20 protein-coding genes and 1 tRNA gene are annotated in these 22,846 nt (G+C 71.7%); 12 read left to right on the forward strand and 9 right to left on the reverse strand.

Annotated features, from left to right (window positions below):
- Positions 1-3 precede the first annotated feature (3 nt).
- The gene (locus K6T13_RS05660) at positions 4-972 is read left to right on the forward strand and encodes a zinc-binding dehydrogenase (RefSeq protein WP_222897547.1); all 969 of its coding nucleotides are present in this window, start codon (positions 4-6) and stop codon (positions 970-972) included.
- The gene (locus tag K6T13_RS05665; protein WP_222897548.1) at positions 972-1,646 is read left to right on the forward strand and encodes an SDR family oxidoreductase; all 675 of its coding nucleotides are present in this window, start codon (positions 972-974) and stop codon (positions 1,644-1,646) included. The genes K6T13_RS05660 and K6T13_RS05665 overlap by 1 nt, the downstream gene beginning before the upstream one ends.
- Here the strand turns inward: K6T13_RS05665 and K6T13_RS05670 are convergent.
- Together K6T13_RS05670 and K6T13_RS05675 are read right to left on the reverse strand one after the other, a co-directional pair.
- Positions 1,643-2,173: a nitroreductase family deazaflavin-dependent oxidoreductase gene (locus tag K6T13_RS05670; RefSeq protein WP_249423952.1), complete on the reverse strand. Its 531-nt coding sequence runs from the start codon at positions 2,171-2,173 to the stop codon at positions 1,643-1,645. The genes K6T13_RS05665 and K6T13_RS05670 overlap by 4 nt on opposite strands.
- Entirely contained in the window at positions 2,170-2,784 is a 615-nt protein-coding gene (locus tag K6T13_RS05675) for a TetR family transcriptional regulator (RefSeq protein WP_222897549.1), read from the reverse strand. Before K6T13_RS05675 ends, K6T13_RS05670 begins: the two co-directional genes overlap by 4 nt.
- A 57-nt stretch (positions 2,785-2,841) precedes the next feature.
- Between K6T13_RS05675 and K6T13_RS05680 the strand changes: the two genes are divergently transcribed.
- Entirely contained in the window at positions 2,842-3,045 is a 204-nt protein-coding gene (locus tag K6T13_RS05680) for a hypothetical protein (RefSeq protein WP_222897550.1), read from the forward strand.
- A gap of 6 nt (positions 3,046-3,051) precedes the next feature.
- Here K6T13_RS05680 and K6T13_RS05685 read toward each other — a convergent pair whose 3' ends face one another.
- The 3 genes from K6T13_RS05685 to K6T13_RS05695 all read right to left on the reverse strand — a co-directional run bounded on the left by K6T13_RS05685 (position 3,052) and on the right by K6T13_RS05695 (position 6,275).
- On the reverse strand, positions 3,052-3,852 hold the full coding sequence (locus K6T13_RS05685) for an HAD-IIA family hydrolase (RefSeq protein ID WP_222897551.1): 801 nt from the start codon (positions 3,850-3,852) through the stop codon (positions 3,052-3,054).
- Between the two features lie 19 nt (positions 3,853-3,871).
- The gene (locus K6T13_RS05690; protein WP_222897552.1) at positions 3,872-4,711 is read right to left on the reverse strand and encodes an alpha/beta fold hydrolase; all 840 of its coding nucleotides are present in this window, start codon (positions 4,709-4,711) and stop codon (positions 3,872-3,874) included.
- A gap of 67 nt (positions 4,712-4,778) precedes the next feature.
- Positions 4,779-6,275 (reverse strand): S8 family serine peptidase, encoded by a 1,497-nt coding sequence (locus K6T13_RS05695; protein WP_222897553.1) that lies wholly within the window; start codon positions 6,273-6,275, stop codon positions 4,779-4,781.
- Positions 6,276-6,441: 166 nt separating this feature from the next.
- On the opposite strand from K6T13_RS05695, the gene K6T13_RS05700 reads away from it, so the two are divergent.
- A complete protein-coding gene (locus tag K6T13_RS05700) occupies positions 6,442-6,828 on the forward strand; it encodes a VOC family protein (protein ID WP_222897554.1) in 387 nt (128 codons plus the stop codon).
- A gap of 15 nt (positions 6,829-6,843) precedes the next feature.
- Here K6T13_RS05700 and K6T13_RS05705 read toward each other — a convergent pair whose 3' ends face one another.
- Positions 6,844-7,020, reverse strand: a complete 177-nt coding sequence (locus K6T13_RS05705; protein WP_222897555.1) for a DUF6104 family protein — start codon at positions 7,018-7,020, stop codon at positions 6,844-6,846.
- A 6-nt stretch (positions 7,021-7,026) separates the two neighbouring features.
- Entirely contained in the window at positions 7,027-10,860 is a 3,834-nt protein-coding gene (locus K6T13_RS05710; RefSeq protein ID WP_249423953.1) for a multifunctional oxoglutarate decarboxylase/oxoglutarate dehydrogenase thiamine pyrophosphate-binding subunit/dihydrolipoyllysine-residue succinyltransferase subunit, read from the reverse strand.
- 176 nt (positions 10,861-11,036) lie between these two features.
- Here K6T13_RS05710 and K6T13_RS05715 point away from each other — a divergent pair, with 176 nt between their 5' ends.
- Both K6T13_RS05715 and K6T13_RS05720 read left to right on the forward strand, forming a co-directional pair.
- Positions 11,037-11,717 carry a hypothetical protein gene (locus K6T13_RS05715; protein WP_222897556.1) on the forward strand — a complete coding sequence of 227 codons (681 nt, stop codon included), beginning with the start codon at positions 11,037-11,039 and terminating at the stop codon, positions 11,715-11,717.
- Positions 11,714-12,622, forward strand: a complete 909-nt coding sequence (locus K6T13_RS05720; protein ID WP_222897557.1) for an LCP family protein — start codon at positions 11,714-11,716, stop codon at positions 12,620-12,622. The genes K6T13_RS05715 and K6T13_RS05720 overlap by 4 nt, the downstream gene beginning before the upstream one ends.
- Before the next feature lie 6 nt (positions 12,623-12,628).
- Here the strand turns inward: K6T13_RS05720 and K6T13_RS05725 are convergent, their stop codons facing one another.
- Positions 12,629-13,984: a choice-of-anchor P family protein gene (locus K6T13_RS05725; protein WP_222897558.1), complete on the reverse strand. Its 1,356-nt coding sequence runs from the start codon at positions 13,982-13,984 to the stop codon at positions 12,629-12,631.
- Between the two features lie 168 nt (positions 13,985-14,152).
- Positions 14,153-14,225, reverse strand: a tRNA-Arg gene (locus K6T13_RS05730).
- A 92-nt stretch (positions 14,226-14,317) separates the two neighbouring features.
- On the opposite strand from K6T13_RS05730, the gene argS reads away from it, so the two are divergent.
- The 6 genes from argS to rho all read left to right on the forward strand — a co-directional run bounded on the left by argS (position 14,318) and on the right by rho (position 22,813).
- Positions 14,318-15,991: an arginine--tRNA ligase gene (argS, locus tag K6T13_RS05735; protein ID WP_222897559.1), complete on the forward strand. Its 1,674-nt coding sequence runs from the start codon at positions 14,318-14,320 to the stop codon at positions 15,989-15,991.
- Between the two features lie 2 nt (positions 15,992-15,993).
- Positions 15,994-17,403: a diaminopimelate decarboxylase gene (lysA, locus tag K6T13_RS05740; RefSeq protein ID WP_222897560.1), complete on the forward strand. Its 1,410-nt coding sequence runs from the start codon at positions 15,994-15,996 to the stop codon at positions 17,401-17,403.
- The gene (locus K6T13_RS05745; RefSeq protein ID WP_222897561.1) at positions 17,400-18,701 is read left to right on the forward strand and encodes a homoserine dehydrogenase; all 1,302 of its coding nucleotides are present in this window, start codon (positions 17,400-17,402) and stop codon (positions 18,699-18,701) included. Before lysA ends, K6T13_RS05745 begins: the two co-directional genes overlap by 4 nt.
- Positions 18,698-19,786, forward strand: coding sequence for a threonine synthase (thrC, locus tag K6T13_RS05750; RefSeq protein WP_222897562.1), 1,089 nt, complete (start codon positions 18,698-18,700; stop codon positions 19,784-19,786). The genes K6T13_RS05745 and thrC overlap by 4 nt, the downstream gene beginning before the upstream one ends.
- Before the next feature lie 5 nt (positions 19,787-19,791).
- Positions 19,792-20,691 (forward strand): homoserine kinase, encoded by a 900-nt coding sequence (gene thrB, locus K6T13_RS05755; protein WP_222897563.1) that lies wholly within the window; start codon positions 19,792-19,794, stop codon positions 20,689-20,691.
- Between the two features lie 256 nt (positions 20,692-20,947).
- Positions 20,948-22,813 (forward strand): transcription termination factor Rho, encoded by a 1,866-nt coding sequence (rho, locus tag K6T13_RS05760; protein ID WP_249423954.1) that lies wholly within the window; start codon positions 20,948-20,950, stop codon positions 22,811-22,813.
- Positions 22,814-22,846 lie beyond the last annotated feature (33 nt).

The following is a 22,846-nucleotide window of genomic DNA, read 5'->3' on the forward strand; positions in this document are numbered from 1 at the left end:
GACATGTTCGCCGTGTACGCCGACAGCTTCTCTGCCGACGACCCGCTGGCGGGACTGGTGGTGGGGGATCGCCCCGACCCCGAGGTCCCCGACGGCTGGACGACGGTGACCGTCCGGGCCGCTTCTCTCAACCACCACGACCTCTGGTCGCTCCGGGGTGTGGGGCTGCGCGAGGAGGCGTTGCCGATGATCCTCGGCTGCGACGCCGCGGGGCTCGACGAGGACGGCAACGAGGTCGTCGTCCACGCCGTCATCAGCTCGCCGGGCTGGAGCGGCGACGAGACCCTCGACCCGAAGCGGTCCCTGCTGAGCGAGCGCTACCAGGGGACCTTCGCCGAGCGGGTGGCGGTGCCGCGACGCAACGTCGTGCCCAAGCCGGCATCGCTGAGCTTCGAGGAGGCGGCCTGCCTGCCGACCGCCTGGCTGACGGCGTACCGGATGCTCTTCGTCCAGGGCGGCATGCGGCCCGGCGACACCGTCCTGGTGCAGGGCGCCGGCGGCGGGGTGTCGACCGCCCTGATCACGCTGGCCCGGGCGGGCGGGCTCAAGGTGCTCGTGACGAGCCGCGACGAGGTGAAGCGCAAGCGGGCGCTGGAGCTCGGGGCCCACGAGGTGTTCGAGTCCGGCGAACGGCTGCCCGTGAAGGTCGACGGGGTCATGGAGACGGTGGGGCGCGCCACATGGTCGCACTCGATCAAGTCGCTGCGCCCCGGCGGGACCCTCGTGGTCACCGGGACCACGTCCGGAGCCGACCTCGACAACGCCGAGCTGACCCGGGTCTTCTTCCTGCAGCTGCGCGTCGTGGGCTCGACCATGGGCACCCGGGGCGAGCTGGCGTCGCTCGTGGAGATGCTCGACGCCACCGGGACCCGACCGCTGGTCGACCGCACCCTGCCGATGGACCAGGCCCGCGACGGCTTCGCGGCGATGGCGGAGGGCGACGTCTTCGGCAAGGTGGTGTTCACGCGCTGATGGGACGCCACTTCATCACCGGGGCCACCTCCGGGATCGGGCACGAGCTGGCGCGGCGGCTGCACGAGCGCGGCGACGACCTGGTGCTGCTCGCCCGCAACGAGGAGCGCGCGGCAGACCTCGCGGAGGCGTTCCCCGGGTCGGGGGTCGTGACCGCCGACCTGAGCGAGCTCCCGGCCGAGCTGCCCGACGGCGTGCCGGACTCCCTCGACGGCGTGGTGCACGCCGCGGGGGTCGTCGACGTGGCCAGCGTGGCTGACAGCGATGCGGCGAGCCTGGCCGAGACCGTCGCGGTCAACCTCGTCGCCCCGATGGCGTGGACCAGGCTGCTGCTGGAGCCCGTGCGCCGCGGGCGGGGCACTCACGTCTTCGTGAACTCCGGGTCCGGCCTGCGCGCCAACCCGCACTGGGCCTCCTACAACGCCTCGAAGTTCGGGTTGCGTGGCTTCGCCGACGCGCTCCGCCAGGAGGAGGCCGAGCACGGGGTCCGGGTGAGCTCGGTCTACCCCGGCCGGACCGCCACCCGGATGCAGGAGCGGGTCCACGCCCAGGAGGGCAAGGAGTACGACGCCTCCCAGTGGATCCGTCCCGAGACCGTGGCCGAGGAGATCGTGCGGCTGCTCGACCTGTCGCGCGACGCCACGATCCCCGACGTGACACTTCGGCCCCTCTAGGGCACCGGCTCCAGCACGAACACCCGGATCCGGCGCCGGCCGCCCACGCGTTCCCGGTAGCGGCGGTAGCCGGCGTAGGAGGCCGACGCCAGCGCGAAGATCTCCTCCACCTCGGCGCCCGACGCCGGCCGGGCCACGACCTCGCGGGTCCGGCCGCGGTAGGTCACGCTCGCCCGCGGGTCCGCCTCGAGGTTGAGTGCCCACGCGGGGGTGCCCGGCTGGCCGAAGTTGGTGCCGAGGAGGGCCAGCGTGCCGGCGTACGGCGTGGCGATGAGGTGGCTGGTGCGCCGCTGGCCCGAACGGCGGCCGGTCGTCGTCACGTCGAGCACCGCCAGCCCGGTGAGCAGCCCGGGAGCGCTGTGACGGCCGCGCGAGAGCCGGCCGACGACGTCGTCGAGCCGGCGCAGCACCCGCGAGAGCACCCAGGCCCCGCCCCGCGTGCCCGCCATCCTGCGGACGGTCCGGTGGAGCGGGTTGCCGGTGCGGTGGTGGTAGTCGAGATCAGCGGCCAGGCCCACGGCGCTCACGTCCTGGAGGTCCAGTGCAGGGCCCCGACGAGCACCATCCGCAGCTGGGTGCGCGCCCGGGCGACGATGGCGGTCTCGGCGTCGGGGGAGGAGATCAGCTGCTCGGCGGTCGCGACCACCGAGGTGACGACGAGGTTGGCGAGCACTCGCAGGTCGGCGTCGGTCCAGTCGGCAGCCCCCGGCAGTCGGGCGATGTCGGCGGCCAGCTCGGCCTCGAAACGCTCGATCTGGTCGCGGATCTCCTCCCGCACCGCCGGCGGCCCTGCCGCCCGCTCGCGGGCGATGAAGCCGATGTGGGCACGCTGGGCGTGCACGTGCTCGACGAGGACGTCCAGCGACCGGTCGATGACCCGGTCCAGCTCCGGGTCGCCGCGCCGGACGTCGCGGAGCATGCTCCGCAGCGATGCCATCGACTCCTCGACCAGGGCCATGCCGAGGTCCTCGAGGGAGCTGAAGTGCCGGTAGAACGCCGTCGGCACGATGCCGACCTCGCGGGTCACCTGGCGCAACGAGAGTGCCGCGAAGGTCTCGGCGTCGGAGAGCTCGAGAGCCGCGTCGAGGAGGGCGCGTCGGGTTCGCTCCTTGCGCTCGCCGCGGGTGGTGGTCGTCACGCTGGCAGCCTAGCCACGGCACGCCGTCACCTCGGACGGGCGTGGGAGACTGGCGCCATGACGGACCGGCTGAGCAAGGGTGAGATCCGCAAGGACGCCGTGCAGTCCGTGGTGGAGGCCGCCGCCGGCACGGTGGGTCAGGTGACGACGATCCTCACCGGTGCCGTCAAGGACGTCGCCGGGGTGCTCGGGGGGTTCGCGACCGAGCTCTTCGAGATCCGTGACTCGTCCCGTCGTGCCCGGGAGGACGTCGACGGGTGAGCGGGCTCAGCCCTCGGGGGCGAGCTCGGCGACCATCGCGATGACGTCCTCGATGGAGTCGAGCACCTCGGTGGCACGGTAGGGGAAGTCGTCGACGCGATCGGCCGAGGTCGATCCCGACAGCACGAGGATCGTGCGCAGCCCCGCCTCCAGGCCGGCGACGACGTCGGTGTCCATGCGGTCGCCGACCATCATGGTCGTCTCCGAGTGAGCCTGCAGCTCGTTGAGCGCGAAGCGCATCATCAGCGAGTTGGGCTTGCCGATGTAGTAGGGCTGACGGTTGGTCGCGGTGCTGATGAGGGCGGCCACCGAGCCGGTCGCCGGCAGCTTGCCGTGGACGCTGGGCCCGCTCGGGTCGGGGTTGGTGGCGATGAAGCGGGCACCGCCGTCGATGAGCCGGATGGCGCGGGTGATCGCCTCGAAGGAATAGGTGCGGGTCTCGCCCAGCACCACGTAGTCGGGGTCGCGGTCGTTCATCGTGTAGCCGATCTCGTGCAACGCGGTGGTCAACCCGGCCTCGCCGACGACGTAGGCCGTGCCGCCGGGTCGCTGGTCGTCGAGGAACTGCGCGGTGGCGAGCGCCGAGGTCCAGATCGCGGACTCGGGCACGTCGATGTCGGCCCGCTGCAACCGGGCGCGCAGGTCGCGCGGGGTGAAGATCGAGTTGTTGGTGAGGACCAGGAACGGGCGGTCGTGTCGCTTCAGGGTGTCGATGAACTCCGCGGCACCGGGGAGCGGGTCCTCCTCGTGTACCAGGACGCCGTCCATGTCGATGAGCCAGCACTCCACCGGCCGGGTGTTCGTCATGGCGTCATGCTTGCAGACCTCAGCCCTCCGAGGCGCTCCGCGCCCGCTCCGCGATCAGCGCAGCAAGCGTCTCGGGAGCCTCCTCGGGGATCCAGTGCGAGACGCCCGGCAGCACCTCCAGCCGGTAGGGCGCGTCGACCCAGCGCTCGGTGAGCTCCGCGCCCGTCCGGGCCAGCGCCACGTCGTGGTCGCTCCAGACCATGGTGGTGGGCACACGCACCGGGCGACGGAGCGTGCGGCGACGGGTGAACGGCATCCCGCGGTACCACAGCAGCCCGCCGCGGAGGGCTCCGTCCTGCACGACCTCGGCGCGGTAGCGCGCCACCATCTCGCGGGTCATCCCGCCGGCGCGGAACGCACCCTCCCCCCGCGGAGAGGCGAGCACCTTCTCGGGCACCCATGGCAGCTGGAAGAAGGCCATGTACCAGCTCCGCCGCAGCTGGTCGCTGCGACGGAAGGACTCGACGAAGGCGCCCGGGTGGGGGACCGAGACGGCGACCAGCGACCTGACGAGGTCGGGACGGTGGCCGGCCAGCAGCCAGGCGACGAGCGAGCCCCAGTCGTGGCCGACCAGGTGGACCGGCGTACCGACCACCTCGGCGAGGGCGGCCGCGTCGGCGACCAGGTGCTCGGCGGCATAGTCACGTCGCCGGCGGGGGCGCGCCCCGGGCGAGTAGCCGCGCTGGTCGGGCGCGAGGGTGCGGAAGCCCTGCTGGTGGAGGAGCGGTGTGACAGCGTCCCAGCTGGTGGCGCGCTGCGGGAAGCCGTGCAGCAGCAGGACGGGCGGGCCGTCCTCGGGCCCCTCGTCACGCACGGCGAAGGTCAGCCCGTCATGGGTCCACGTGGTCAACCGGGTCATGCTGTCACCGTAGGGGAGCGGCACCGGTCGGCCTACGGTGCCGCTCCTCCTGCGCCGCGGGCGGTGATCAGCGCTTCTTGAGCAAGGTGAGCGCGTGGATGCAGCGGAGCGCCTTCTTGGTGTGCACCATGCCCATGCCTGAGTGGATGTCGAACCCGCGGTCCATCATGTCGACCGCCGTCGCGCGCAGGCAGCTCTTCACCTGCCGCGGCGTCGCCCGCGGGTTGGCCTCCAGCATGAGCGCCACGACACCGGCGACGTGCGGCGACGACATCGACGTGCCGGAGATGCAGAAGTAGCCGGGCGTCTGGATCTCCGGGCACTCCGTCAGCGGCGCGAGCACGGACGGGGACAGCGCAGCCATGATGGTGTCGCCGGGGGCCACGACGTCGACCTGCGGACCCGAGCCGTCCTGGGCGCCACGGCTGGAGAAGTCGGTCATCTCCTGGCCCTCGTCGCACCGCGAGGAGTCCTTGGTCTTGCAGGCGGCCCCGACGAGGATGGCGCCGTTCCGGGGGTCGTGGTAGCCGCCGATGGTGCCCGGCTCCGGGCCGTTGTTGCCGGCCGAGAACACCACGTGCACCCCGCTGTCCACGACGGAGGCGATCATCTCCGACATCGCGTCGAAGTCGGTCGGCTCGCCGCAGTCTAGACCGAAGCAGTTGGGCTCGGTCGGGAGCAGACCCCAGGAGTTCTGGGTGATGTCAATGCCGTACTCCTTGCGGTGCCGGATCGTCCAGTCGAAGGCGGCCAGCGCGGCCTCCTCCCAGTCGATGTCGTCGACGATGCCGAAGCCGGGCGTCGCCACCCGCATGGAGATCAGCTCGACGCCCGGGGCGACACCGGCGAGGTCCGGACCGCCCTGCGACGCGGAGAGGCTGCCGTCGCCGCCGATCGTGCCCGCGACGTGGGTCCCGTGGCCGATCTCGTCCTGGAGCGCCACGGGGCCGGTCGACTCCGCGTAGGTGTCCCACTGCTCGGTCGAGAACCCCGCCTGCTGGTTCACCTCGGAGTAGGAGAAGTTGAGTCCCTTGACCACACGGTCACCGAAGTCGGGGTGCCCCGCGAAGATGCCGGAGTCCAGGACGGCCACGGTCACGCCCTTGCCGGTGACCCCCGGTCGCGTCCCGCGGACACGCTTCTTCCCTGCTCGGGTGGTGTACCGCTGCGGCTTGTCGACGCCGACGGCCTTGATCTGCTTCTTGGACTCGTAGAGCTGGGTGTCCAACCGGCGCTGCGGCTCCACCGCGGCCACACCGGGGACGGTGTCGAGCCGGTCGATCACCCTGAGGGGCGCCGTCACGGCGATCGCGCCGATCGTGCGCAGCGGAATCGCGCGCTCCACGCCCAGCGCCTGCAGCGCCGCCAGGGTGCCGGTCGGGATGCCGCCGCCGTCGAAGGCCACGATGACCTTGCCCAGCCCGTCGCCGTCCGTCGGCACCGAGGACGCAGGTGCGGACGGGGGCTGGGCGCTGGCCCCCGTGGTTGCGGGTACCGCCATGGCAGCGGCCGTGGCCAGGACAGCGACGGACGCCGTCAGGCGTCGGGTGATCGTGCGCAGCATGATGAAGCCTTCCAGAGTGGGTCTCGCACTCCAACGAGATGCGGGCCCGTCCGTTACGTGGCTCACGTTCCTGCCCGCCGGGCCACGTGCCGCCTCGCGCGCACGGGCGTAGAGTCAGGAAGTCGACCGGCGCCGCCGGGGCGCCGCGTGCACCCCAGGGGGAGTCATGGGCCTCAGTGATGGCAAGGTCTCGGCCGCGATCGCCGTTTCCGACATGGACCGGGCGGTCGAGTTCTACGAGGGGAAGCTCGGGCTGACCCCTTCCGGAGGGGAGGAGGTCGACGGTGGCCGCACCTACGCGTGCGGCGGCGGCAGCAGCGTCCACGTCTTCCCGTCACCGGCGGCCCACGGCACCGGGGCCACGGTCGCGGGCTGGCAGGTCGACGACGTCGAGGGCACGATCGGCGACCTGCTCGCGCGTGGGGTGACCCCGGAGCACTACGACGACGGCCCGATCGCGACCGACGAGAAGGGCGTGGCGCGGATCGGTGACTTCGTCGGGGCCTGGGTCAAGGACCCCGACGGCAACGTGTTGTCGATCGGCAACGGCTAGCTCGCCGTCTCGAGTTCAGTCCTCGGGGTCGTCGAGCCGCGCCAGCCAGGTGGCGAACCGCTCGACGGCGGTCTCGAAGTCGGGGTTGAGGTCGGTGAACTCGGCAAGCCGCTCCGCGACCCACGCCAGGGTGACCTCCTCGTCACCCCGACGCTTCTCGAGCTCCTCGATCCCGCGGTCGGTGAAGTACACGGGCGCTCAGTAGTCGTCGCCGATGCGCTCGGTCGCGCTCGCGAACGCCCGGTCGAGCAGCGCCTTCTGCTCCTCGACGTGGCGCTTCACCGTGCCGACCGAGGGCGAGGACGAGGCCTGCCGCGTCACCGGCTCGACGTGACGGCCCAGGGCCGGCCAGACGTTGAGCGCGAAGTGCGGCCAGGGGCCCATGTTGCGCGGCTCGTCCTGCACCCACCGGACCGTCTTGAGGTTGGGCAGCGAGTCGAGGTAGTCGTGGATCTCCTCGGTCGGCCGCGGGTAGAGCTGCTCGACGCGGGCGATGGCGAACCGCTCGCCGTCCTCCCGCTTGGCGCGCTCCACCACCAGGTCCCACGTGACCCGACCGGAGCACAGCAGCAGGGTGTCGACCTTCTCGGGGTCCGCCTCCGGGTCGGTGACCAGCGGCCGGAACTCGCCGTCGGTGAAGTCGGACGGCTGCGAGGCCGCCTCCTTGCGCTTGAGCATCGACTTCGGCGTGAAGACGATCAGCGGGCGGTGGTCCTCGCCGAGCGAGTGCTGCCGCAGCAGGTGGAAGTACGACGCCGGCGTGGAGGGCTGCGCCACGACGAAGGCGTCCTCGGCGGCCATCGTGAGGAACCGCTCGATCCGCGCGGAGGAGTGGTCCGGGCCCTGGCCCTCGTAGCCGTGCGGGAGCAGCAGGACGACGCCGGACTGCTGGCGCCACTTGGTCTCCCCGGAGGTGATGAACTCGTCGATGACCGTCTGCGCGCCGTTGACGAAGTCGCCGAACTGGGCCTCCCACAGCACGAGCGCGTCGGGGCGGGCCACCGAGTAGCCGTACTCGAAGCCGAGGGCGGCGTACTCCGACAGCAGCGAGTCGTAGCAGTAGAACTTCGCCTGGTCCTCGGTCAGCGAGCTCAGCGGCGTCCACTCGTCGGCGTTGGTGCGGTCGATGATCGTCGCGAACCGGGAGACGAACGTGCCGCGGCGGGAGTCCTGCCCGGCGAGCCGGACCGGCCGGCCGTCCATCAGCAGGGAGCCGAAGGCGATCACCTCGGCCGTTCCCCAGTCGATCGGACCGTCGGTGATGGCGGCGGCGCGGCGCTGCAGCTGCGGCATCACCTTCGGGTGGACCGTGAAGCCCTCCGGCGGGGTCACGTAGGCGTCGGAGATCCGCTTCAGGACGTCGCTCGACACCGAGGTCGCGGTCGCACCCGCCGGCTTCTCGGGGTAGTCGGGCACGGTCGTCCAGTCGTCGGGCTGGCTGGAGGCCTCGCGCACCTCGGTGAAGACCCGCTCCAGCTGCTGCTGGTAGTCCTGGAGGACCTGCTCGGCCTCCTCGATCGTGATGTCGCCACGGCCGATGAGGGACTCGGTGTAGAGCTTGCGCACCGACCGCTTCTGCTCGATCAGGTCGTACATCAGGGGCTGGGTGTAGGAGGGGTCGTCGCCCTCGTTGTGACCGCGGCGCCGGTAGCAGACCAGGTCGATGACGACGTCCTTGTTGAAGCGCTGGCGGTAGTCGAAGGCCAGCCGGGCCACCCGGATGCAGGCCTCGGGATCGTCGCCGTTGACGTGGAAGATCGGGGCCTGGACCATCCGCGCCACGTCGGTGCAGTAGAGCGAGGAACGCGAGGAACCGGGGGAGGTGGTGAACCCGACCTGGTTGTTGACGACCACGTGGACGGTGCCGCCGGTGCGGTAGCCACGCAGCTGCGAGAGGTTCAGCGTCTCCGCCACGACGCCCTGGCCGGCGAAGGCGGCGTCGCCGTGGATCAGCAGCGGCAGGACGGGGTACTCGGTGTGGCGGTCGAGCACGTCCTGCTTGGCCCGCGCGATGCCCTCCAGCACCGGGTTGACCGCCTCGAGGTGGGACGGGTTCGCGGCCACGGACACCTTGATCCGGTCGCCGCTGCCGGCGATGAACTCACCCTCGGCTCCGAGGTGGTACTTGACGTCGCCGCTGCCCTGGACGGTGCGGGGGTCGATGTTGCCCTCGAACTCGCGGAAGATCTGCGAGTAGGACTTGCCGACGATGTTGGCCAGCACGTTGAGCCGGCCGCGGTGGGCCATCCCGATCGTGACCTCGTCGAGCTCGGCCTCGGCAGCGGCCTCGCAGATCTCGTCGATCAGCGGGACGGTGGTCTCGCTGCCCTCGAGGGAGAAGCGCTTCTGGCCGACGAACTTCGTCTGGAGGAAGGTCTCGAACGCCTCGGCCTGGTTGAGCTTCAGCAGGATCCGCAGCTGCTCCTCGCGGGGCGGCTTCACGTGCGGCTGCTCGACGCGCTGCTGGATCCAGCGCCGCTGCTCAGGATCCATGATGTGCATGTACTCGATGCCGGTGGTCCGGCAGTAGGAGTCGCGGAGGATCCCGAGGATCGTCCGCAGCTTCATGAAGCGCCGTCCCTCGCCCCCGAACGACCCGGTGGCGAACTCGCGATCGAGGTCCCAGAGGGTCAACCCGTGCGACTCGACCTCCAGGTCGGGGTGGCTGCGCTGGCGGTACTCCAGCGGGTCGGTGTCGGCCATCATGTGGCCGCGGACCCGGTAGGCGTGGATCAGCTCGAGGATGCGTGCCTGCTTGCTGATCTCGTCGTCGTGGGAGGTCGCGATGTCCTGCGCCCAGCGGATCGGCTCGTAGGGGATGCGGAGCGACCGGAAGATCTCGTCGTAGAAGTCGTCCTCGCCGAGCAGCAGGCTGTGCACCCGCTTCAGGAACTCGCCGGACTGGGCGCCCTGGATCACCCGGTGGTCGTAGGTCGACGTCAGGGTCATCATCTTGCCGATCGCGTTGCGCGCGATCGCCTCCTCCGACGCGCCCTGCCACTCCGGCGGGTACTCCATCGCGCCGACGCCGATGATGGCGCCCTGCCCCTTCATCAGCCGCGGCACCGAGTGGACGGTCCCGATGCCCCCGGGGTTGGTGAGGGAGATCGTCGTGCCCTGGAAGTCCTCGATGCCGAGCTTGCCGTCACGGGCCTTGCGGACCATGTCCTCGTAGGCCGTCCAGAACCCGGCGAAGTCCATGGTCTCGGCGGCCTTGATCGAGGGCACCAGCAGCTGGCGGGTGCCGTCCTTCTTCTGCATGTCGATCGCCAGGCCGAGGTTGATGTGGGCCGGGGTCACCAGCGTGGGCTTGCCGTCGACGACGTCGAAGCCGACGTTCATCTCCGGCATCGCCTTGAGCGCCTTGACCAGCGCGTAGCCGATGATGTGGGTGAAGGACACCTTGCCGCCGCGGGCTCGGGCGAGGTGGTTGTTGATGACCGTCCGGTTGTCCCAGAGCAGCTTCACCGGCACCGACCGCACCGAGGTCGCGGTGGGCACGCTGAGCGAGGCATCCATGTTCTGCGCGGTGCGCGCCGGCGCCCCGCGGAGCACGGTGCGGGTCGGCTCGTCCTTGGCCTCCGAGCGCGACGGGGGTGAGGGGTCCTTGGCGACCGGGCTGCTGGTTCCCTTGGCGGGCTCGGCGGCCGCCGCGTCGGGCCGGGGGCGGGCGACGGCCCGGCCGGAGCCCGAGTCCTCCTGCCCCGAGTCCTGCTGCTTCTGCTCGGCCTTCTGCTCGGCCTTCTGCTGGGGCTTCTGCTCGGTCTTCCCTCGGGGCTTCTCCGGGGCCGGCTGGCTCGTCGGCTGGCTCGACTCACTCGTCGACGCAGCCTGCTGCTTCGCCTCGCCGGAGGGGGCCTGCGCGGACGACCCGCCGCCCGTCGTACCGTTGTTCTGGAAGAAGCGCACCCACTCCGGCCCGACGCTGTTCGGATCGCGCTGGTACTGCTCGAACATCTCCTCGACGAGCCACTCGTTGGCACCGAAGTCGGCGGTGGTGTCGGTGGACTGGGAACCTTCGGACTGCGGCACGGGTGCTTTTCGCCTCTTCCGGGATCGCGCGCGGTTGGGTGCTCCACCAAAGGCTAGTCCCACAGCCATGCAAATGCGCAGCCACCGTCCGGGATCGGGGTCGGGGCCGCGCGACACGACAGACAGGGAGTCCGATGACTGTGAAGCGGACCCGGCGAAGGCGGCTCCGAACCGCCGTGCCGGTCGTCGCGCTGGCCCTCCTCCTGCCCCTGGTGGCGACCTCGTGCAGCGGGGACGACGAGGAGCCTCGCCCGGACGCCGACCCGTCACCTTCGCTGCAGGAGCCGGAGGAGGCGCCGACCCTCGCGGTCGAGCCGGTCACCACGACCGGCCGGGTGCTGGGTCGGCTGCCGCGCAAGGACCGCGTGCGCGTCGAGCGCGCGGTCTCCCGGGTGGCGGTGCGCTGGATGGACGACGCCTTCCTCGGCGGCCGCTACCCGCGGTCCGGCTTCGGCAGCTCCTTCGCCGTCTTCACTCCTGGCGCCCGGGCGGCCGCGCGACGTGACCTCGGCCGGATGACCAACAAGCTGGTCGGGCGCCGCGTCGACGCGGTCACGCCCACCGCGATCAGCGTGGAGGTCGACCTGCTCGCCGTGCGCCTGCGCGCCGTCACCGCCACCGCCCACGTCGACCTGCGGTTCCGCACGACCGGCAAGGTCGAGCGCGACTACCGCGTCGCGGGCCGCCTGATGATGACGCGGCAACAGCCGGGGTGGCGGGTGTTCGCCTACGACATCGCGCGGGGCCAGCAGGGTGGCAAGCCCGCCCAGAAGCAGCAGCAGAAGCAGGACCAGAAGCAGAAGGAGAAGCAGGGCAGATCGACGACGAAGAACCGCTCCCGGGGAGGTCGGGCATGACCCGCAGGCTGCCGACGTTCCTGCGCACCGGGTTGCTGGTGCTGGTGCTGGCCCTCGTGGGCGTGACGGTGCCCGACTCCGCCGTCCGGCCCGCCGAGGTCAGCCTCGTCAAGGTCCCGCACGCCCGCGGCGTCGACGGCGGGAGGGGCGTGATCTGGATCCTGGGGATCGGGTCGGACGCGCGCCCCGGACAGCTGATGACCCGGACCCGCGGTGACGCCATCCAGATGATCGCCCTGAACCCGCGCACCGGCGCAGCCTCCGCCATCGGCATCCCCCGCGACTCGTGGGTGCCGATCCCGGGCCACGGCTACAACCGCGTCAACGCGGCCCTCACCTTCGGTGGTCCCGCGCTGATGGGCCGGACCGTCGGGGCCATGGTGGGTGTGCAGCCGGACTACGTGATGGTCACGCGCTTCCCGTTCTTCGAGAACATGGTCGACGCGATCGGCGGCATCTACGTCGACAACCCCCGTGCCTTCGGCGACCCCGACCTCAAGCCGCGCGGCTTCCGACGTGGCCACATCAAGGTCGACGGGTACGGCGCCATGGCCTTCGCCCGGATCCGCAAGAGCCTGGCAGGCGGCGACTTCGACCGGTCGGCCAACCAGCAGCGGGTGCTGCGGGGCATCCAGTCGCGCATCGCGACACGGGCGGGTCAACCCGGCTTCGTCGAGCGAGGTGTGGTCTCGGTGATGCGCAACATGGACACCAACCTCGGCCCCGCCGAGCTGTTCCGGCTGGCCCACGTGGTGGCGCAGGTCGACCCGCGCCGGATCCGCACGTGCGTCGTGGGCGGGTCCTTCGGGAACGTCGGTGGGGCCAGCATCATCCGGCCCAACCTCACCCAGGCGCGTCGCTACGGGAACGCCGCCCGCAACGACGGGAGCCTGGGCCGCTGCTGAGTCGGCTCAGCTGCGGGTGATGTAGGCCCGGGCGTGACCCAGGTCGATCACCGATTCCTCGGGGGTGCCCGGCCGGAGCGTGATCCGGACGGCGATCACGTCGGAGCCGCGGGCTCCTCGGTCGCGGAGGAAGAACTCCAGCGTGGCGAGGTCGGGGACCTCGACCACGTCGCCGGGACGAGGAGCGTCCTGCTTCTCCCCGTCGATGACGAGCCGCCCGATGCTGCTGCCCTCGATGGTGTTGCCGACGACGGCGCCGGACCGGTCGGTCCGGACGTTGACGCGGCCGACGATCCCGGAGAGGCGCACCCGGCCGTTGCCGATGTCGACCGAGCTCACGGTGGCGTCGGTCCAGCCCCGGGCCGATCCGTTCTCCTGCACGCCGAAGGCCCGCCCGCGCAGCGCCGCCACCTCGATCAGGTCGGCGTTACCGAGGTCGGGGCTGCCACTGGACAGCTGTCGGACCTTGCCGTTCGTGCCGGGGCACGGCATCGGCTTGTCCACCACACGGCCGACGTCGAGCAGCCCGCCGGCGACCTGCGCCTCGAGGGGGATGCTCCGGCCGCGAAAGACGCCTCCCGTGACGTCGGCGTAGACGGCCGCCCGGCTCCTGCCCAGGATCGCCTTGACGTCGTCCCCACCGCCGGGCAGGCCGTCCTCGCCGTAGAGCTTCGCCTTGATCGCCGCCACCCGCGCGACCGCGGCGGAGCGGTCCACCCGGGTGACGTCCTCGCCGGACTGGAGCTCACCGAGGCCGGGGACGATCAGGGTCCCGCCCGCGTCCGTGATCGCCTCGAGGAGCGTGTCGAGCCCCGCGTCGGCCTCGTTGAGGACCGCGTCGAGCGGAGTGCCGGTGTTGCTCTCGATGCGGTTGGCGGTCGCCTCGGTCGTGGCTGCCAGCTTCCCGTCGGCGCGACGTGCGTAGGCGGTGCCGACCGTCCGGATGCCTTCGATGGTGAGGGTGGGACCGCCGGGGCTACCGAGGGTCGCGCTGGCGACCCGGCTGATCGAGCGGGTTCCCACCCGGGTGCCGGTGCGGAAGGACTCGGTCGAGTTGTCCGCCCGGGTGACCTCGAGGGCCGAGCCGGACCCGCCGCCGGACGCGGCCACGAAGTTGTCCCGGTCGATGCCGGCCCGGCGGGTGCAGGCGAGGTACGTCGGGGCCGTCGGGGCCGAGCCCACGGCGAGGGGGGAGGCCTTGGCGACCGATCCGTAGGCGCGGCCGGCGAACCCGTAGTCGGTGACCGGCTTGCCACGCTGTGAGGGGGCCGCGCCGCTGGCGGTCGTGGTGGTCACGGAGGCGGTGAGCGTGGCCGCGAGGGCGGTTGCGCACAGGGCGGCAGTCACTCGGGAGGTGGTCATCGTTCGTCCTTGCACCCAGGGGGGAACGACACCCTTACGAGCCCGGACCCCGTCGTCGTGGTTTGCGGACCCTAACGAGGCGTGGTGGCGCGACGACATGGTCTGTGACTGTGACGCTTGCCACGGTTTGACAGACCCGGGAAAGGAGAAAGATAGGCGATCGTCGGGCGCCTCCGGCAGGATTCGAACCTGCGGCACCTGGTACCGGAAACCAGTGCTCTATCCCCTGAGCTACGGAGGCTGGTCGCAGGCCGACGGCCGGCGCTGCGGTGCCGAACACTACCCGGCTGATACGGCGACAACGAAACCGGTGGGCGTCGATAGGCTGGCCCGGTGAATCCCGCCCAGCTCTCCGCCACCGTCGTCGACGCCCTCGCGTCCCTCGTCGACCGCGGCGCGCTCGTCCTGGCCGACGGCGTGCCCCCCGAGGTGACGGTCGAACGACCCCGGCAGAAGGGCCACGGCGACTACGCCACCAACGCGGCGATGAAGCTGGCCAAGCAGGCGGGCATGCCGCCCCGCGACCTCGCCCAGCTCCTGGCGGGCGAGCTTGAGCAGGCCGACGGGATCGCCGCGGTCGAGGTCGCCGGCCCGGGGTTCCTCAACGTCACCGTGGCCGCCGAGGCGCAGGGCAGGATCGCCGCCGACATCGTCGCGGCCGGCGCGAGCTACGGGCACAACGACAGCCAGGCGGGGGAACGGGTCAACGTCGAGTTCATCTCGGCCAACCCCACGGGGCCGCTCCACCTGGGCCACACCCGGTGGGCGGTGGTCGGCGACAGCATCGCGCGGGTGCTGGAGGCAGCCGGCGCGTCCGTCACCCGCGAGTTCTACATCAACGACCGCGGCAACCAGATGGACCTGCTCGGCGCTTCGGTCGAGGCGCGCGCCTTCGACCAGGAGGTGCCCGCGGACGGCTACCAGGGCGCCTACGTCACCGACCTCGCGGCGGCCGTCCTGGCCGCACACCCGGAGCTGCGCGAGCAACCGGCCGGGGCAGAGCGCACCGCCGCCATCCAGGAGGCGGCGTACGAGCTACAGCTGCGCGAGCAGCGCGAGCACCTCGAGCGCTTCCACACGGTCTTCGACGTGTGGTTCTCCGAGCGCACCCTGCACGAGGGTGACGTCGCCGCGGCACTGGAGAAGCTGCGTGGGCAGGGCCACCTGTTCGATGCCGACGGCGCCCTGTGGATGCGCACCACCGACTTCGGCGACGACAAGGACCGGGTGCTGATCCGGTCCAACGGCGACCTGACCTACTTCGCCAGCGACACGGCCTACTACGTCAACAAGCGGGAGCGCGGCTTCGACCGCTGCCTCTACCTGCTCGGCGCCGACCACCACGGCTACGTCGGCCGGCTCAAGGCCATGGCGGCCTGCGCGGGCGACGACCCCGAGCGCAACATCGAGGTGCTCATCGGACAGCTCGTCAAGATCCTCCGAGACGGTGAGGAGATCCGGCTCTCGAAGCGTGCGGGGGAGATCGTCACGCTCGAGGAGCTGATGGACGAGATCGGCGTCGACGCGCTGCGCTACTCCCTGGCCCGCTACCCGTCGGACTCCCCGCTGGTGCTCGACGTCGCCGAGATCACCAAGGCGTCCAACGACAACCCCGTCTACTACGTGCAGTACGGCCATGCCCGCACCTGCCGGATGATGGCCAACGCGGCCGACCTGGGCATGTCGCTCCCGTCGGTCGAGGAGTTCGACCCCTCGCTGCTGACCCACGAGCGCGACCGCGAGCTGCTGCGGGCCCTGGCCGACTTCCCCAGGGTCGTGGCGGCCGCCGCGGAGCTGCGCGAGCCCCACCGCGTCGCCCGCTACCTCGAGGACACGGTCTCGGTCTTCAACAAGTGGTACGACACCCGGGAGTGCCGAATGCTGCCGGTCGGGGACGAGCCGGTCCGCCCGGTCAACGAGGCCCGCCTGGTGCTGGTCGTCGCGAGCCGCACCGTCATCGCCAACGGGCTCGACCTGCTGGGCGTGACCGCGCCCGAGCGGATGTAGTCGTGCCCACCTCGCACCCGTCGGGCTGGGCGCACGCGGACGGCGCGCTCAAGGCTCCGCCGTGGCTGCGGCAGCCCGGCGACCCCAACCACCTCGTACCGCTGCTGTGGCCGCTCACGGCCGAGAAGGTCGACGGCGTGCTCCACGTCGGCGGCGCGGCGGTGCCCGACGTCGTCGCGGAGGTCAACACCCCGGCGTACCTCCTCGACGAGGACGACTTCCGCACGCGGGCCCGCACCTTTCGCGACGCCTTCGCCGACTTCGACGTCTACTACGCCGGCAAGGCCTTCCTCTGCACCACGCTGGCCGGCTGGGTGCAGGAGGAGGGCCTGTTCCTCGACGTGTGCACCGACGGCGAGCTCAGCGTGGCACTCCGCGCCGGGGTCGACCCGGCCCGGATCGGGTTCCACGGCAACAACAAGTCCTACGCCGAGCTCCGTCGCGCGGTCGCCGCCGGCGTCGGACGGATCATCGTCGACTCGTTCCACGAGGTAGACCGGCTGGTGCAGATCACCGAGGGGCGCGCGGGGGAGCCCGTCGCAGTCATGGTCCGCGTGACGGCCGGGGTCGAGGCTCACACCCACGAGTACATCGCCACCGCCCACGAGGACCAGAAGTTCGGCTTCTCGATCACCGGCGGCGACGCGCTCGAGGCAGTACGGCGCATCAGCGCCGCCCCGGGGCTGGACCTGCGTGGTCTCCACTCCCACATCGGCAGCCAGATCTTCGACTCCTCCGGGTTCGAGGTGGCAGCGCGGCGGGTGCTCGCGCTCCACGCCCAGGTCGCCGAGGAGGTCGGCACCGCCATGCCCGAGCTCGACCTCGGCGGCGGCTTCGGCATCGCCTACACGACGCAGGACGACCCGGCTGACCCTGCTCAGCTGGCCACCGAGATGGCCAAGATCGTCGACCACGAGTGCCGCGCCCTCGGCGTCGAGCGACCGCGGCTCTCGATCGAGCCGGGGCGCGCGATCGTGGGCCCGTCGATGTGCACCGTCTACACGGTCGGCACCGTCAAGGAGGTGGAGCTCGACGGCGGCGCCCGGCGTACCTACGTCTCGGTCGACGGCGGCATGAGCGACAACATCCGGACGGCGCTCTACGACGCCGACTACTCCTGCACGCTGGCCTCACGGCACTCCGACGCACCCCCGGTCCTGTCCCGGGTGGTGGGGAAGCACTGCGAGGCCGGCGACATCGTGGTGAAGGACGAGTTCCTGCCCGGCGACCTTGCTCCCGGTGACCTGCTGGCGGTCCCCGGGACCGGCGCCTACTGCTGGTCGATGGCCTCGAACTACAACCACCTGCTGCGGCCGCCGGTCGTCGCGGTGCGAGAGGGTGAGGTACGTGTCCTGGTGCGCCGGGAGACCGAGGACGATCTGTTGGCAACCGACATGGGGGCGCACGCGTGAGTGACAAGCCGCTGAAGGTCGCGGTGCTGGGCTGCGGGTCGGTGGGCTCGCAGGTGGTCCGGCTGCTCCACGAGCAGTCCGGTGACCTGGCCGCGCGGATCGGTGCCCCGCTGGAGCTGGTCGGCGTCGCCGTACGGCGGCTCGACGCGGCGCGCGAGGTCGAGGTGCCCACGGGGCTCCTCACGACCGACGCGGAGGAGCTGGTCTCGCGGGCCGACCTCGTCGTGGAGGTGATCGGTGGCATCGAACCGGCGCGGGGCCTGATCCTGGCAGCACTCGACCACGGTGCCTCGGTCGTGACGGCCAACAAGGCGCTGCTCGCCGCCGACGGACCGACGCTCTACGAGGCGGCCGAGAAGGCCGACCGCGACCTGTTCTACGAGGCGGCGGTGGCCGGTGCCATCCCGATCCTCCGGCCGCTGCGCGAGTCGCTCGCCGGGGACCGCGTCACCCGCGTCCTCGGCATCGTCAACGGGACCACCAACTTCATCCTCGACCGGATGGACAGCTCCGGCGCCGGTTTCGCCGAGGCGCTCGAGGAGGCCCAGGAGCTCGGGTACGCCGAGGCCGACCCGACGGCCGACGTCGAGGGGTTCGACGCCGCCGCGAAGGCAGCGATCCTGGCCAGCCTGGCCTTCCACTCCCGGGTGACGGTGGACGAGGTGCACCGGGAGGGGATCTCCGAGGTGACCGCGGCCGACGTTCAGTCGGCGGCGGAGATGGGGTCCGTGGTCAAGCTGCTGGCCATCGCCGAGCTCCGGCCCGACGACGACGGGGGAGAGGCGGTGGCCGTCCGGGTCCACCCCGCGATGATCCCGCGGAGCCACCCGCTGGCCTCGGTCCGGGAGGCCTTCAACGCAGTGTTCGTCGAGTCCGAGGCGGCCGGTGAGCTGATGTTCTACGGGCCCGGGGCCGGGGGTTCGCCGACCGCGTCGGCCGTGCTGGGCGACCTGGTCACCGTGGCGCGCAACCGGCTGGCGGGCACGCGGGGCGCCGGCGAGTCGGCGTACGCCGACCGACGGGTGCTGCCGATGGGGGAGACCGTCACCCGCTACCACGTGGCGATCGACGTCGACGACCGTGCCGGCGTCCTCGCCGCCGTGGCCAACGCCTTCGCCGACCACGACGTGTCCATCCAGACCGTGAAGCAGGAGGGTCGCGACGAGGACGCGCAGCTCGTGGTCGTCTCGCACACGGCGAGCGACGCCCAGCTCGCCGCCACGGTCGAGCAGCTGCGCACCATGGACATCGTCCGCGAGGTCACCTCCGTGATGCGCGTGGAGGGCGAGGCCGAGTGAGCACCGGCACCACCACCCAGTGGCGGGGGGTGATCGAGGAGTACCGCGAGCTGCTGGACCTCCCCGCCGACATCGAGGCGGTGACGCTGCGCGAGGGCGGGACGCCGCTGGTCCCGTCGGCCTGGCTGTCCGGCCTCACCGGCGCCCGGGTCCACCTCAAGGTCGAGGGTGACAACCCGACCGGCTCCTTCAAGGACCGCGGCATGACCGCGGCCATCTCGCTGGCGCGCCACGAGGGTGCCGAGGCGGTCGTCTGCGCGTCGACGGGCAACACGTCTGCGTCCATGGCGGCCTATGCCGCCCGGGCCGGGCTCAAGCCGCTGGTGCTGGTCCCCGAGGGCAAGATCGCCGCCGGCAAGATGGCGCAGGCGATCGTGCACGGCGCCCAGATCATCATGGTGCGGGGCAACTTCGACGACTGCCTGCAGATGGCACGCGGTCTGGCCGACAGCTACCCGGTCGCCCTGGTCAACTCGGTCAACCCGGCGCGGCTGGAGGGACAGAAGACCGCGGCGTTCGAGATCACCGACTTCCTGGGCGATGCCCCTGACGTGCACGTGCTGCCCGTGGGCAACGCCGGCAACATCTCGGCCTACTGGCTGGGCTACACCGAGCACCACAAGGCCGGCCGGACCTCGCGGTCGCCCGTGATGCTCGGCTACCAGGCGGAGGGAGCGGCACCCCTCGTGCACGGGGAGCCGGTGCGCGACCCCGAGACCAGGGCCACGGCCATCCGGATCGGCAACCCGGCCTCGTGGTCGCTGGCCGTCCGCGCCCGGGACGAGTCGGGCGGGCGGTTCGCGGCCGTCAGCGACGAGCGGATCCTCGACGCGCAACGGCTGCTGGCTGCCCGCGACGGGGTCTTCGTCGAGCCCGCCTCGGCGGCCGGTGTGGCCGGCCTGCTGCAGGACCTCGAGCACGGCGACGCCGCCGTGACCGGTCTGGCCGACCTCACGGTCGTCGTGACCGTGACGGGGCACGGGCTCAAGGACACCGCGACGGCCCTGGAGGGCTTCGGCGCCCTGGCCGACACCGTGGTGGACGCCGACGTCGACGCGGCGGCGCGCGCCGCCGGTCTGGCCTGACCGCCGTGGCGAGCTTCGTCGACGGGCCCGTGACGGTGTCGGTCCCGGCGACCTCCGCCAACCTGGGGCCGGGCTACGACTCGTTGGGGCTGGCGCTGGACCTGCGGGACCGACTCACGGCCGAGGTGGCCGCCGGGGGCCTGGTGGTCGAGGTGGTGGGCGAGGGTGCCGACGACGTGCCCCGCGACGAGCAGCACCTCGTGGTCCGGGCGATGCGGGCGGCCTTCACCGAGATGGACGCCCGACCGCCAGGGTTGTCGCTGCGGTGCGAGAACGTGATCCCGCACGCGCGCGGCCTGGGCTCGTCGTCGGCGGCGATCGTGGGTGGCATCGCGCTGGCCCGGTCCCTCGTCGCCGGGGGATCGCTGCTGCTCGACGACGATGCGGTGTTCCGGCTCGCTGCCCGGCTCGAGGGGCACCCCGACAACGTCGCCCCGGCCTGGTACGGCGGGTTCGTGGTGTGCGGGCGCGAGGACGGGGAGTTCTACGCCGTGCCGACCGCCGTCGACCCGCGGATCACCACGGTCGTCTTCGTCCCGCCGACCGCGGTCTCCACCGCCCAGGCGCGAGGCCTCCTCCCCGCAGCCGTCCCCCACGCCGACGCGGCCGCGGACGCCGGGCGCACCGCCTTGCTGGTGGTGGCCCTCTCGGGGGCGCCCGAGCACCTGCTGCTCGCGACCCGCGACTACCTGCACCAGGACTACCGACGGCCGGCGATGCCGCAGTCACTGGCGCTGGTCGACGCGCTGCGGGCACGAGGGATCCCGGCCGTGGTGTCGGGCGCCGGACCCTCGGTGCTGGCGTTCTGCGACGGCGCCGGGGTCGAGGAGCTGGTGGCGCGGGCGCCGGCCGGGTGGCGCGCCGAGCGGCGTACGCCGGAGCACCGCGGCGCCGTGGTCGAGTGAGCCACGGACGCGCGGGAACGTGACGTCGATGACACAGGTCCGCAGCCGGGTGGTACGCTGACACAGCGCCGTTGATCTCGGCGTGACACCCACGACGGCCGCCCTGAGGCGGCACCCGAGCGGGTGTGCACCTTCTTCCTCCGCCGCGACGACGTCGTGCCGAAGCATTCGCGACGGCGCACTCCGGTCGGGGAAGCAACGACCAAGAAGCCGGCCCATCTGAGCGGCTGGCACTGATACGTGGGAAGGACCTCACGTGACGGAAACCATCGACACCACCGTCGGCGACGGCCAGTCCGCCCAGGACGCTGCCCCGAAGAAGCGCGGTGGTGGTCTCAACGCGATGCGGATCGCCGACCTGAAGTCGCTGGCCGGGAGCCTCGGGATCTCCGGTGCCGGCTCGATGAAGAAGGCCGAGCTGGTCAGCGCGATCAAGGCGGCCCAGTCGGGTGGGCAGTCCGGGGGTGCGCCGGCCAAGGAGCGCGACAGCCGCGACGACCAGCGCCCCACCGACAGTGGCAAGCCCGCGGACGAGCCGCGCTCCCAGGACCAGCCCGCGCACGACAAGGGCGAGCGCCGGGATGACCGCAGGGATGATCGTGCCGATGACCGCCGGGACGACCAGGGCAAGCAGTCCCGGGGCGACCGCGAGGCCGACGGCTCCCGCGACGGTGGCAACGACGGCGCGAAGGACGGCGGCAAGGACACCGGCCGGGACGGCGGCAAGGACGGTGGCAAGGACAAGAGCCGCAACCGCCAGGACCGCGACCGCCAGGACCGCGACCGCAACCGCGACCAGGCCCAGGGCAACCCGGGCAACCAGAACCAGCAGAACCAGAACCGCAACCAGGGCGGTGGCCGACCCGACGACGGTGACGGCCGCAGCAGCCGCAGCCGGCGGCGGCGTGGTCGCGACCGCAACCGCGGCGGCGGCAGTGGCGGCAGCCAGCGCAGCGAGCCGGACACCACGATCCTCGAGGACGACGTGCTGCTGCCGGCGGCCGGCATCCTCGACGTCCTCGACAACTACGCCTTCGTGCGCACCAGCGGCTACCTGCCCGGGTCCGAGGACGTCTACCTGTCGCTCTCGATGGTGCGGAAGTTCGGCCTGCGCCGTGGCGACGCGATCGTCGGCCAGGTGCGGCAGCCGCGTGAGGGTGAGCGCAAGGAGAAGTTCAACCCGATGGTCCGCGTGGACAGCGTCAACGGCGCTGACCCGGAGGCGGCCCGCGACCGGGTCGAGTTCTCCAAGCTCACCCCGCTCTACCCGAGCGACCGGCTGCGTCTGGAGACCGAGCCCACCAACCTGATCGGGCGCGTGATCGACATCGCCGCGCCGATCGGCAAGGGCCAGCGCGGCCTCATCGTCTCCCCGGCCAAGGCCGGCAAGACGATGATCATGCAGTCGATCGCCAACTCGATCACGACCAACAACCCCGAGTGCCACCTGATGGTCGTGCTCGTCGACGAACGCCCCGAGGAGGTCACCGACTTCGAGCGTTCGGTCAAGGGTGAGGTCATCTCCTCGACCTTCGACCGCCCGGCGAGCGACCACACCACCGTGGCCGAGCTCGCCATCGAGCGCGCCAAGCGGTTGGTCGAGCTCGGCCACGACGTCGTGGTGCTGCTCGACGGCATCACCCGGCTGGGTCGCGCCTACAACCTGGCGGCCCCCGCCAGCGGCCGGATCCTCTCCGGTGGTGTCGACTCCGCGGCGCTCTACCCGCCCAAGCGGTTCTTCGGCGCCGCCCGCAACATCGAGAACGGCGGCTCGCTGACGATCCTGGCGACCGCGCTGATCGAGAGCGGCTCGAAGATGGACGAGGTGATCTTCGAGGAGTTCAAGGGCACCGGCAACATGGAGATCCGGCTGCGCCGCGACTTCGCCGACAAGCGGCTCTTCCCGGCCATCGACGCGGTCCAGTCCGGCACCCGGCGTGAGGAGCTGCTCATGTCGAAGGACGAGCTCGCGATCGTCTGGAAGCTGCGCCGCGTGCTGTCGGGGCTCGACGGTCAGCAGGCCCTCGAGCTGCTGCTCGAGCGGCTCAAGAAGTCGCAGAGCAACATCGAGTTCCTCATGCAGGTGCAGAAGACCACGCCGGGCGCCGGTCAGAACGACTGACTTCCCGCCTCCGGCTCCGAGGACCCGCACCCG

The organism is Nocardioides coralli (assembly GCF_019880385.1).
GTDB lineage: Bacteria > Actinomycetota > Actinomycetes > Propionibacteriales > Nocardioidaceae > Nocardioides > Nocardioides coralli.